At 65.0% G+C, this 9863-nt stretch carries 14 protein-coding genes; 6 read left to right on the top strand and 8 right to left on the bottom strand.

Features of this window, described 5'->3' with window-relative positions:
- Positions 1 to 18: 18 nt before the first annotated feature.
- A complete protein-coding gene (locus tag GNZ21_RS03770; protein WP_157321485.1) occupies positions 19 to 1266 on the top strand; it encodes an FAD-dependent oxidoreductase in 1248 nt (415 codons plus the stop codon).
- A 2-nt stretch (positions 1267 to 1268) separates the two neighbouring features.
- Here GNZ21_RS03770 and GNZ21_RS03765 read toward each other — a convergent pair whose 3' ends face one another.
- Entirely contained in the window at positions 1269 to 2225 is a 957-nt protein-coding gene (locus GNZ21_RS03765; protein WP_157321484.1) for a helix-turn-helix transcriptional regulator, read from the bottom strand.
- Positions 2226 to 2476: 251 nt separating this feature from the next.
- On the opposite strand from GNZ21_RS03765, the gene GNZ21_RS03760 reads away from it, so the two are divergent.
- Together GNZ21_RS03760 and GNZ21_RS03755 are read left to right on the top strand one after the other, a co-directional pair.
- On the top strand, positions 2477 to 2857 hold the full coding sequence (locus tag GNZ21_RS03760; protein ID WP_308805472.1) for a DinB family protein: 381 nt from the start codon (positions 2477 to 2479) through the stop codon (positions 2855 to 2857).
- An 8-nt stretch (positions 2858 to 2865) separates the two neighbouring features.
- Positions 2866 to 3081, top strand: a complete 216-nt coding sequence (locus GNZ21_RS03755; protein WP_157321482.1) for a hypothetical protein — start codon at positions 2866 to 2868, stop codon at positions 3079 to 3081.
- 54 nt (positions 3082 to 3135) lie between these two features.
- Here GNZ21_RS03755 and GNZ21_RS03750 read toward each other — a convergent pair whose 3' ends face one another.
- A complete protein-coding gene (locus tag GNZ21_RS03750) occupies positions 3136 to 4341 on the bottom strand; it encodes an IS110 family RNA-guided transposase (RefSeq protein WP_157321480.1) in 1206 nt (401 codons plus the stop codon).
- Between the two features lie 272 nt (positions 4342 to 4613).
- Between GNZ21_RS03750 and GNZ21_RS03745 the strand changes: the two genes are divergently transcribed.
- Positions 4614 to 5075, top strand: a complete 462-nt coding sequence (locus GNZ21_RS03745; RefSeq protein ID WP_157321479.1) for a VOC family protein — start codon at positions 4614 to 4616, stop codon at positions 5073 to 5075.
- A gap of 13 nt (positions 5076 to 5088) precedes the next feature.
- Positions 5089 to 5460, top strand: coding sequence for a VOC family protein (locus GNZ21_RS03740; protein ID WP_157321477.1), 372 nt, complete (start codon positions 5089 to 5091; stop codon positions 5458 to 5460).
- Between the two features lie 15 nt (positions 5461 to 5475).
- On the opposite strand, the gene GNZ21_RS03735 is transcribed toward GNZ21_RS03740, so the two are convergent.
- A complete protein-coding gene (locus GNZ21_RS03735) occupies positions 5476 to 6450 on the bottom strand; it encodes a prenyltransferase/squalene oxidase repeat-containing protein (protein WP_157321475.1) in 975 nt (324 codons plus the stop codon).
- 91 nt (positions 6451 to 6541) lie between these two features.
- Between GNZ21_RS03735 and GNZ21_RS03730 the strand changes: the two genes are divergently transcribed.
- The gene (locus GNZ21_RS03730; protein ID WP_157321472.1) at positions 6542 to 6847 is read left to right on the top strand and encodes an MGMT family protein; all 306 of its coding nucleotides are present in this window, start codon (positions 6542 to 6544) and stop codon (positions 6845 to 6847) included.
- 23 nt (positions 6848 to 6870) lie between these two features.
- On the opposite strand, the gene GNZ21_RS03725 is transcribed toward GNZ21_RS03730, so the two are convergent.
- From GNZ21_RS03725 to GNZ21_RS03705, 5 genes are all read right to left on the bottom strand, one after another.
- A complete protein-coding gene (locus GNZ21_RS03725; protein ID WP_157321470.1) occupies positions 6871 to 7506 on the bottom strand; it encodes an amidohydrolase family protein in 636 nt (211 codons plus the stop codon).
- On the bottom strand, positions 7507 to 8031 hold the full coding sequence (locus GNZ21_RS03720) for an amidohydrolase family protein (RefSeq protein WP_157321468.1): 525 nt from the start codon (positions 8029 to 8031) through the stop codon (positions 7507 to 7509).
- Entirely contained in the window at positions 8031 to 8843 is an 813-nt protein-coding gene (locus GNZ21_RS03715) for a MerR family transcriptional regulator (RefSeq protein ID WP_188503806.1), read from the bottom strand. The genes GNZ21_RS03720 and GNZ21_RS03715 overlap by 1 nt, the downstream gene beginning before the upstream one ends.
- A 79-nt stretch (positions 8844 to 8922) precedes the next feature.
- The gene (locus tag GNZ21_RS03710) at positions 8923 to 9423 is read right to left on the bottom strand and encodes an SRPBCC domain-containing protein (protein ID WP_157321466.1); all 501 of its coding nucleotides are present in this window, start codon (positions 9421 to 9423) and stop codon (positions 8923 to 8925) included.
- On the bottom strand, positions 9420 to 9767 hold the full coding sequence (locus tag GNZ21_RS03705; protein ID WP_157321464.1) for an ArsR/SmtB family transcription factor: 348 nt from the start codon (positions 9765 to 9767) through the stop codon (positions 9420 to 9422). The genes GNZ21_RS03710 and GNZ21_RS03705 overlap by 4 nt, the downstream gene beginning before the upstream one ends.
- Between the last annotated feature and the right edge of the window lie 96 nt (positions 9768 to 9863).

The raw sequence follows: 9863 nt of genomic DNA, 5'->3' as shown, positions 1-9863 counted from the left end.
TCCCCTTAGGCTGAACCCATGAGCGGCCCCGAGCGCACCACAGTCCTTATCTCCGGGGGCGGACCGGCCGGCATCGTGCTGGGCCTGCTGCTTGCCCGCGCCGGGGTCGATGTCACCGTGCTGGAGAAGCATGCCGATTTCCTCCGAGATTTTCGCGGTGACACCGTACATGCCTCCACGATGCGGCTGCTCGGGGAGTTGGGGCTCGGTGAGGAATTCCGGAAGCTCCCGCAGAGCAGGTTAGGCAACCTGGAGGTTCCCGACCGGCAGGGCACGCCGGTCACTTTCGCAGACTTCTCCCGGCTGCCTGAGCCCTACGACTATGTGGCTATGGTCCCCCAGTGGGATCTGCTGAACCTCCTTGCCGAGCACGCGGCGAAGGAGCCCTCGTTCACCCTGTACAGAGAGACCGAGAGCCTGAGCGTGGTGCGTGAGAGCGGCAGAGTCGCTGGAGTGCGGTACCGCGCGAAGCGTGCGGACACCGAGCATGAGATCCGCGCAGACCTCACCGTGGTGTGCGAAGGCCGCAGCTCCCGGCTGCGGCAGCAGCTCGACCTCCCGGGAGTGGAGTACCCGGTCCCGTTCGACACGTGGTGGTTCCGGCTGCCCCGGTATCCCGAGGATCAGCGAGAGGTCCGCATCGCGCCGCTGATCGGCAACGGCGAGGTACTGCTGACCCTGCACCGCAAGGACTATTTCCAGCTGGCCTACCTGGCTCCCAAGGGCAGCGATGCCAGGCTGCGCCGCGAGGGGGTGGAGAACTTCCGACGCCGCATCACCGCTCTCTGCCCGGAGTTCACAGACCGGGTGGATACTCTCACCACGATGGATGAGGTGCATATGCTCGATGTGCGCCTTAACCTGCTCCACCGCTGGTACCACGAGGGTGTGCTGTGCATCGGGGACGCCGCCCATGCCATGACCCCAGTGGGCGGCGTGGGCATCAATCTCGCTGTTCAGGACGCCGTCGCCGCTGCCCGCCTTTTGGAGCCGGCCCTGCACAGTGGAAGTGTCACTGCGGCAGATCTGGCCCGGGTGCAACGGCGCCGCATGCTGCCCACACGCGCTGTCCAGGCCGCGCAGCGCGCCGTGAACCGGATGGTGCTCCGGCCCACATTCCAGGGCAGACGCAGCGGAGCACCGGCACCGCTGACTGCTGTGCTGCGGGGTGTGCCGGTGCTCAGCGCCCTGCCTGCCCGGCTGGTCTCCTATGGTTTGCGCTCCGAGCCGACTCCGGACTCTGCTCGGCGGGATGCCTCGGACTAGGGTCACCGGCTGGCCATCGCGCTAAGGCGGCCAGCCAGACTCGCCGCAGCCTCACGCAATTCAGCTGGCTCCAGGATCTCCATCTCCACCCTCAGCGGTGCGAGGAAGAGGGCGAGCCATTCGAGGTCGTCCGCCCCGGCAATGAGCATGCACCAGCCCTCAGCCGCATCCTCCTCGATGCGTGCCACCTGCGGGGGCACCCTGCGGCGGGCCTCCTGCGCTGGAATGTGCAGCCGGACCCGGGCCAGATACTCATATGGGGAGGCGGTGACCGAGCTCTGCACGTACTCACCAGGATCCGGGTGCTCCCGGGCGCGGAAGCGGAAGGTGGTGGCTTCCACCCCCTGCATCCGGTCCAACCGGAAGGTCCGCCAATCCTCCCGGCCCAGGTCGTAGGCCATCAGGTACCAGCGCGGTCCAGCGGCCACCATGCGCACCGGCTCCACCCGGCGCTGCAGTTCAACTCCCCGGTGGCTGGTGTAGGTGAAGCGCACCTGGACCTGGTCCCGGCAGGCATGGGCCAGGGTGGTCAGCGTGTCAACGTCAACCTCCCCGGTGCCTGCCAGGGTCTCGGTGGCATCGTGCAAAGCCCGCACACTGCCCCGCAGCCGGGGCGGCATCACCTGGTCAATCTTGGCCAGGGCGCGCAGCGCGGCGTCGCCGATTCCCGAGACTGTTCCACCGGCCGCCAGCCGAAGTGAGACCGCTGTGGCTGTGGCCTCCTCATCATCCAGCAGCAGCGGCGGTAAGTCCCGGCCTGCGCCCAGCCGGTAACCCCCGCCCACACCGGGCGCCGCCTGAACTGGGTACCCCAGGGCGCGCAGCCGCTCGATGTCCCGGCGCACTGAGCGGTCGGTGATGCCCAGCTCCTCGCCCAGCTCTGCGGCGGTCCAGGCAGGGCGCCGCTGCAGCAGCGAAAGCAGGCGCAGAACCCGTTCGACTGTGGCTTCCGAAGACATGGATTCATTCTCTCACCAATCACGGACATGATCTGTCCGGTATTGGTGGAAGAGTGCGGAGCATGACGAGACAGACCACGCAATGGAACGAAACCCTCCTGGATCAGATGCAATGGCACTGAAACAACCAGGTCCGCCAGCGCCTGAGCGGCCTCTCCGACCAGGAGTACTTCTGGGAGCCGGTTCCAGGAGCTTGGAACATCCGGCGCCGGGGCACCAGCACCGCACCGGTCCAAGGCGGCTCGGGAGACATGGTTGTTGAATTCGCCTTTCCGGTGCCAGAGCCGGCGCCGTTCACCACCATCGCCTGGCGGCTGGCACATGTGATTGTCGGCGTGCTGGGCATGCGCAACGCCGCGCACTTCGGCCGCGCTGCCACCGACTACGAATCCTTCGCCTACGCCGCGACCGGCCGGGAAGCACTTGACCAGCTGGAGACCGAATATGCGGCCTGGATCTCCGGGGTGCAGTCCCTCGGTGAGGAGGGGCTGCACCGTCCCTGCGGCGAGGAGGGCTTTGAGCAGGAGCCCATGTCCAAGCTGGTGCTGCATATCCACCGCGAACTCATCCATCACCTCGCCGAGGTCAGTCTGCTGCGTGATCTCTACCAGCATTCCCAGGCCAGGAGGTGACCCAACCCATGTCAGCGGTTCCGCAGTACTCGCAGCCAGAGCCGCTTGCGCTGTCGATGGGCCAGGCCCTGGTCGGCTGGGCTGAGCGGCAGGCAGAGCTCAGGGCCATGCGCAGGGCGGCAGCCACTGTGGGCAGGGCACACCGTGAGAAGCTCAGCCGGTATGCCTTCGAGCAGCGCGAAGCCGCCATCCTGAAGCGAATCCAGCAGCCGCAACCGTGGTGAGCTGTCCGGGATCACACAGCGGCCCTCAATATAAGGAGAATCTCAATGAAGTTGTCAAGCCGTAGCTGGGGCTGGGACTGAACCGGTATGGAACTCGGTTTTGTCTCGGAGCATGGCCCAGATGACGTTGATGCGTCGGCGGGCCAGTGCCAAGACAGCTTGTTTGTGGTTCTTGCCTTTGAGGCGTTTGCGTTGGTAGAAGGCTTGGGAGACAGCGCAGCAGCGGACTGCGATTTGGGCTGCCAGGTAGCAGGTGCGCAGCAGCCGTCGGTTATATCGCCGTGGCCGGTGATGGTTGCCGCTGATCCTGCCGGAGTCTCTGGGGGCTGGTGCCAGTCCGGCAGCCGAGGCCAGCCGGTCAGCGCTGGTGAAGACCTCGGCGGGGTTCCCGCCGCTGTGAGCGATGAATTCTGCTGCCAGCAGGGGCCCGAACCCGGGCATCGAGAGCAGGATCTCAGCATCAGCGTAGTCCTGGAACTTTTGGGTGATCTGGGCCTCGATGCCGGTGATATCACTATCGAGGCGCAGGATCTCTTCGGCCAGGCGGGCCACGATGGCTGCCCCAGCGGCCTGGCCGGTCACCGTAGTGTGCTGGGCGTTAGCAGCCTCGATGGCGGTACCGGCGACCTTGCCGGGGGCCCGGGCTCCTCTGGTGCGCAGCCAGTCGGTGAGGGCTTCTTCCCCGGCTTCTCGGATAGCGGCCGGGGTTTGGTAGCCGGTCAGCAGGAGCAGCCCGGCTTTGGACCTGGCGTAGTCGAAGGCCCGCTCCAGGCCGGGGAAGTACTCCAGAAGTGTGGCCCGCAGCCGGTTGATCACCCTAGTGCGGTCCGCGACCAGATCAGCCCGGTACCCGGTGAGCATCCGCAGTTCAGCGGCCACCTCGTCATCAAAACTGACGGGTTTCAGATCCCGGCGCATCCGGGCTTGGTCAGCGATGATGCGGGCGTCCTTAGCATCGGTTTTACCTTCCCCGGTGTAGGCCTTGGCCGCGTGGTAGAGGGTGCGCCCGGGGATGTAGAGCAGGTTCTGCTCATGGGCGGCCAGCACACTGATCAGCAGCCTGGCCCCACCGTCGGTGAGATCGGTAGCCCAGGTTACCGGCGCACCTTCGGCCAGGGCGTTGACCTTAGCCAGAACCTCCAGGATGGTTTCCTCGTCGTTGGGGATGCGCCGGGAGAACCGGCGGGTGCCGGTTTCATCGATGACAAAAACGTGGTGATGGTGCTTACCAGCATCAATGCCGGCCCACAGCTGTGGCATAAAACTCCCTTCGCTTCTGGTCCTGGTCGGTGTGGGTTACCCCAGTCAACAGCCGCGCCGTCACGTCCCTACACAGCGATCCACCGCCACAGCAGCGCGGTGCCCGCGTTTCTCAATCAGCGGTCGAGCCGTTGCAGGGGACCGGGCGGCCATTCTCCTTCAGCCATCCGCTGCCGCGGTGGCAACAACATGACAGCCATACCCGATCCCCCCGGGGTGGTCAGAAGCTTACAAAACCTCCAATCCACACAAACAGAAAGGTAGGGAACATGATGAGCAGTACTGTACAGATCACCTTCGACGCCCAGGACCCCCGGGCCCTCTCAGCCTTTTGGGCTGAGGTGCTGGGCTACCTGCACCCCGCCCCGCCCGGAGTGGAACTGCCCCCAGGTGAGGACGGACAGGCCGCGTGGGACAGCTTTCTGGAGGAGAACGGCGTCCCAGAGGAGCAGCGCAACTCTGCCTCCGCTCTGGAGGACCCTGAGGGCAAGGGTCCCCGGCTCTTCTTCCAGCAGGTTCCGGAGGGCAAGACCGCCAAGAACCGGGTCCACCTGGACGTGCGCACTGCCCCCGAGCTGACCGGTGAGGAGCGGATGGCGGCCCTGGAGCAGGAGTGCGAGCGCCTAGTGGCGCTGGAGGCACACCGTGTTGAACGGCACGATCCCGCCCCTCCGATGAGCATCGGATTCATAGTGATGAAAGACCCTGAAGGCAATGAGTTCTGCCTGGACTGACAAGGAGAGACTAATGAAAATCAATCACCAAGTAGTAGTGTTCGACGCCGCAGATCTGCACACTGAGAGCCGGTTCTGGGCCGGAGTGCTGGATGGCACAGTAGAGGCCGAGGAGGACTGGCACACGGTCCTGGTCGAGGGCGCACCGAGGATCGGGGTGCAGCTGGCACCAGACCATATCCGGCCCCAGTGGCCCGAGGGCCAGCCGCAGCAGGTTCATCTGGACTTAGTGGTCGAGGAGATCGAGCCGGCGCATGAACGTGTCATGGACTTAGGTGCCGCACTTCTGCAGCCTGAGGCCGAAAATGACTCCCCCAATGCATTCCGCGTCTACGCGGATCCCGCCGGCCACCCCTTCTGCCTCTGCTGGGCCAGGGAGCGCTGACCGTCCGGGCTGCGATCAGGACTCGGGGCTGCGTTCCCACCAGCTGAGGACTCTGAGGGTTTTGAGGGTGACCCAGCGGGAGGGCTCGCCTGCCCCTGGATCCATGGGGAACCAGCTGCGCCCCCGATAGGTCTTGCCCAGATGCCAGGTACCGTCAGGCCGGCGGCAGGAGCGCAGGTGCTGCACCGCCTCGGCCAGTCTTGCGTCCGGGCCGGTCCGGGTGAGGAGTCCGCTCTGGCGGAAGTAGTCGAGAGCACGCAGCAGGTCATAGCGCCAGCGGTTCGGGGCACTGAAGCTGAGGTACTCCTCATCCACTATCTCCCCAGTGCTGGCTCGATACATGAGCTGGCGGCTCAGCAGGTACTCCTCCCCTGCCCGCCGGGCGGCCCGGGACGCTTCCGTGCCACCGGTGGCCTGTTCGAACTCGAGCAGCCCTTCGAGCACGTTGATGGTGGAGTCGAAGGATGACCGCACAGAGCCGCTCTCCCGGTAGCAGTTCCAGCCGCCGTCCTCCATCTGCTGGCTCAGCAGCAGTTCGACGATCGGAGCCACATCCACCCCGAAATACGCGCCTTGGGCAACAGTGCGCCCATTGATGCACTCCTCCACCTCACCGTGCCAATAGGGTTCACCGGCATGGTCCCAGCGGGAGTTCTGACCGACCAGCTGAACTGTGCGCCGGGCACTCTGGCAGTTGGGCGGCAGCCCAAACTCCCGCAGATCGGTGAGCGCCCAGCAGGTGGCGGTCCAGGGCTGCCCCTCTGTGTGCATCTGCTCCCAGGCGAAGTCCTGCGGTAGGAACGCCCCGCCGGCCCACTGCCCGTCCTCGTCCTGGAGCGCCAGCAGCCGCGCTCCCCAGCCTTCGGTCTCCACCCTGGCACGCTCTGCACGCCACTGCTCCGCAGGCTCATCCAGGAGGTCACGCATGGCCTGCCATCGGATCGCCGGATCGCCGGCCAGCAGCCAATCGACGGTTGCAGACTCCGGCATGGCGTCCTCCCTGCTGACTGGTGATGGTTCAGTGTAATGACGCGCGCTGGCTCTGTGAACAGCCCCCAGCACCTGACATACAGTGGCGGTTATGGATGAGGAGACCCATGAGCTGGTGCGCGAGATCGTCTCCGGTGTGCCAGCGGGCACTGTGGCCACCTATGGCGACGTCGCCGCATTAGCCGGGCTGCCCAACCCGCGCATGGTCGGACAGGTGCTGCGCGAGGACGGCGGTGACATTCCCTGGCACCGGATCATTCGCGCCGACGGCGTCCCGGCCGCGCACCTGCGCTCTGAGCAGCTGGCCCGGCTGCGTGCTGAAGGCGTCCTGGCCGAAGGCCAGCGGATCAGTCTCACACGCTACCGCTGGAATCCGGAGGGCCCCGGCGCCGGTTGAGCCGCAGCTGACCGCTAGGGCATTTAGTTCTTCCGAGTGGAACCACGTGTCCACAGGACTTGTCCATCCCGGATGGTGGCTTTCACCTGCGCATACTGGGACGCGGAGCTGACCTCCGAGTGCTCCAACACCACCAGATCAGCCGATTGACCCTCAGCCAGACGGCCCGAGCCCACACCCAGGGCTTCCGCCGGAGCCGTGGTGAGCATCCTCAGAACCTCCGTGGTGCCCATCCCGCACGCTTCGAGGGCCTCCAGTTCCCCCTGCGTGGAGCGATCCGGCAAATATCCCACATCGGTGCCGAAAAGCAGCTTTCCACCCGCTTCGTAGAACACATTGAGCGCCTCATAGATAGGTTCTAAGAACTCCGGACTGCGCGAGCCGGTTTGGGCAAACATATCCAGGGTCGGCACCATCCACATCCCGCGGCGGGCTGCTTCCTGAAGCAACGGGTGAGTGCCCTCCGTGCTATCCGGGACATGAGCAATGACGTCCACCCCAGAGTCCACGGCAATGCGCAGTCCCTCGGCGTTGGAGACATGGGCAAAGACCATCCTCCCCTGCTCCTTCGCCAGCTGAACTGCCGCCTGGGCCACCTGATCAGGCATTGGCTTGATCAGGTCCCGCCGCACATAGGAGCCTGTGAAGAGCTTGACCACCTAAGCACCATTGCGCTGCGAACGCCTCACGGCCATCCGCGCACCTGTGGCCCCGCGCGGCTGCGGAATCATCATGCGCACATACCGAGGAATCTCGTCTCGAACATAGAACGGCAGACCCCGTGGCGGATAGATTCCCGCCCCGGCACTGAGCAATCTCGGTCCGGCTAATTCGCCGGATGCCACACGTGCCTTCACTGCATTGGTGCTGCGCGGATCAGACCCTAGGTCCACCGCAGCGGTGAAACCTCTGGCCAGGAACATGCCGTCCAAGTCCGGCTGCAGCGCCCCTGCAGGAGCTTTGGCGGCCCGAGCCCACTGCGGTTCAGTCAGGTGCACATGGCAATTCCAGAACCCGGGTACGACGACGCTGCCGGCGGCGTCGTACTCCTCACCCTGGGTAGGTAGGGCGCCCTGGCTGATCCGGGTAATAACTCCCGAACGCATCTCAAGCGCCGCTCCAGGCAGCGGGGATGCCCCCGGCTCAGTGATGAGCGTCGCGTTCCTGATGGTCAGATCTGCCATCAGTGCCCCGTGGAGCGGACAGGCTGCTGCAGCTCGACGACGAACTCGTCGGTCCGTCCGGATTCGTCGGCTCTGAGATAAAGCTCGCGGCAGGGTCCGGAGGGTGCATAACCTCGGGCGATGATCTCCTCGTGCAGAGCCTGCCAGCTGCTGCCGATGCCTTGGATCTCCCCAAGGTGCACAGCCACGAATGCCTGCTGCTCGGCAGGCAGGCCGATGAGTTCGAAGCCTTCCTGGGCCGGGCCCTGGTAGGCGTAGCCGATGATGGCTTCAAGACCATCTTCCTCATTGGAGTAGACGGCGATGGGTGTCTCCAGAGCTCCGCAGACCCCGCCGATGATCTCGGCGACGGCGTCGAAGGTGGGGCCGACCACGTTGATCAGCTCCGGCTGCTCGCTGACGCGCACTGACCGGGCCGCGAGCTGGACTGCTGGAAGCGGCTTCTTGACGATTTCCACACTGGACATGGGTGTTTCCCTTTCGATGAGGTGGAGCCTTCGCTCAACATCGGCAAGCCGAGCGGCTGCCGTCCTGTGCTCTTCTTCAACCTCAACACGGCGCCGCTGCAGCATGATCATCAGCTGCTCAGCGTCGATACCGTCGGCCAGCAGTGAGGCGATGTCCTCAATGCCGAAGCCGAGCTGCCGCATGGCCACAATCCGGTGCAGCCGCTCCAGCTGCTCAGGATCGTAGGACCGGTAGCCGTTGAAGGGGTCGGTGTGTGCCGGCACCAGTAGACCGGCCTGGTCCCAGTGCCGCAGCATGCGGTGGGTGACCTGGCCGATCTGCGCGAAAGTTCCAATGGATAGCACACCTCTACCTCACCCTCTGACACAGTGTCAGGGTCAAGCATTCCACAACGACGCCGCCAGACCCCGGTGCTGCCTCAGCTCAGGATGCCCGGACCAGCTGCTCGTAGTGGAGTTGGAGCTCGTTGTACCGGGCTGACCAGTCCAGGCTGGGGTCTGCGCCCGGGAGTCGGTCCAGGTAGGTGTGCCAGCCGGGGCTGTACTGAGTGAGGTCGGCAGCCATCAGCTGCTCGTGCTCCAGAATCAGGAGCACGGCGTCCTCCTCCTGGCGCAGAGAGATCCGCAGCACTGTGTCAGTCAGCGGTTCGGCGTCGTCGCTGGCCCGCCAGCTCACCTCGATCAGCCGCTGCGGCTCACAGCGCAGGACCTCTCCCTTGGCGTACTCGCGACCGTCGTCCCAGTAGGTGATCCACTGCTGGCCTTCGACGGTGACCGGTGCGAACCAGCGGGCGATGCGCTCTGGGTCAGTCACCACACTCCACGCCTCGGCAATACTCGTATTGAGCCGGCGTTCGAACCTGACGGTTCCTCTGTCCCCGTCAATCCGCACCTGAGCGAATTCTGCAGGAGCTTCTACTGTCATGATGCATTCCTCTCTGCTGTGCGTCGCGCGGACTTTCCGCGGGCGACTTCGGTCTCCAATGCGTCCAGCCGCTGGTTCCAGAACTGGGCGATGCGTTGGGCCCAGACGGCAACCTCTTCCACCGCCTCCGGCTTCAGCGAGTAGAGCCGGCGCTGTGCATCTACAGTGCTTTCGACCACTCCCGCCTGTTTCAGTACCCGCAGGTGCCGGGAGACTGCCGGCTGTGAGATCCCGAACTCCACATGCAGCACCTCGGCCACCTCTCCAGCCGGGAGGGGGCCTACGGCCAGTTCCTCGACAATGCGCCGCCTGACCGGCTCTCCCAGGACATCCAAAGCTTGCATAGCCCCCTATTTGCACGCCTCGTTATATAACACTGTTATCTCCCAGGAGATCGGTGACGGTTTAGTCTCAGGACATCGGTGACACTTCTGCCGGTT

The sequence above is a fragment of the Nesterenkonia alkaliphila genome, assembly GCF_009758175.1.
Lineage (GTDB): Bacteria > Actinomycetota > Actinomycetes > Actinomycetales > Micrococcaceae > Nesterenkonia > Nesterenkonia alkaliphila.
This window is presented reverse-complemented; position numbering and strand designations above follow the sequence as displayed.

What these genes read in the sequence shown, in the direction of transcription:
- GNZ21_RS03770 (WP_157321485.1), top strand. Translation starts at nt 19, where the DNA reads ATGAGCGGCCCCGAGCGCACCACAGTCCTTATCTCCGGGGGCGGACCG.
- GNZ21_RS03765 (WP_157321484.1), bottom strand. Translation starts at nt 2,225, where the DNA reads ATGTCTTCGGAAGCCACAGTCGAACGGGTTCTGCGCCTGCTTTCGCTG.
- GNZ21_RS03760 (WP_308805472.1), top strand. Translation starts at nt 2,477, where the DNA reads ATGGTTGTTGAATTCGCCTTTCCGGTGCCAGAGCCGGCGCCGTTCACC.
- GNZ21_RS03755 (WP_157321482.1), top strand. Translation starts at nt 2,866, where the DNA reads ATGTCAGCGGTTCCGCAGTACTCGCAGCCAGAGCCGCTTGCGCTGTCG.
- GNZ21_RS03750 (WP_157321480.1), bottom strand. Translation starts at nt 4,341, where the DNA reads ATGCCACAGCTGTGGGCCGGCATTGATGCTGGTAAGCACCATCACCAC.
- GNZ21_RS03745 (WP_157321479.1), top strand. Translation starts at nt 4,614, where the DNA reads ATGAGCAGTACTGTACAGATCACCTTCGACGCCCAGGACCCCCGGGCC.
- GNZ21_RS03740 (WP_157321477.1), top strand. Translation starts at nt 5,089, where the DNA reads ATGAAAATCAATCACCAAGTAGTAGTGTTCGACGCCGCAGATCTGCAC.
- GNZ21_RS03735 (WP_157321475.1), bottom strand. Translation starts at nt 6,450, where the DNA reads ATGCCGGAGTCTGCAACCGTCGATTGGCTGCTGGCCGGCGATCCGGCG.
- GNZ21_RS03730 (WP_157321472.1), top strand. Translation starts at nt 6,542, where the DNA reads ATGGATGAGGAGACCCATGAGCTGGTGCGCGAGATCGTCTCCGGTGTG.
- GNZ21_RS03720 (WP_157321468.1), bottom strand. Translation starts at nt 8,031, where the DNA reads ATGGCAGATCTGACCATCAGGAACGCGACGCTCATCACTGAGCCGGGG.
- GNZ21_RS03710 (WP_157321466.1), bottom strand. Translation starts at nt 9,423, where the DNA reads ATGACAGTAGAAGCTCCTGCAGAATTCGCTCAGGTGCGGATTGACGGG.
- GNZ21_RS03705 (WP_157321464.1), bottom strand. Translation starts at nt 9,767, where the DNA reads ATGCAAGCTTTGGATGTCCTGGGAGAGCCGGTCAGGCGGCGCATTGTC.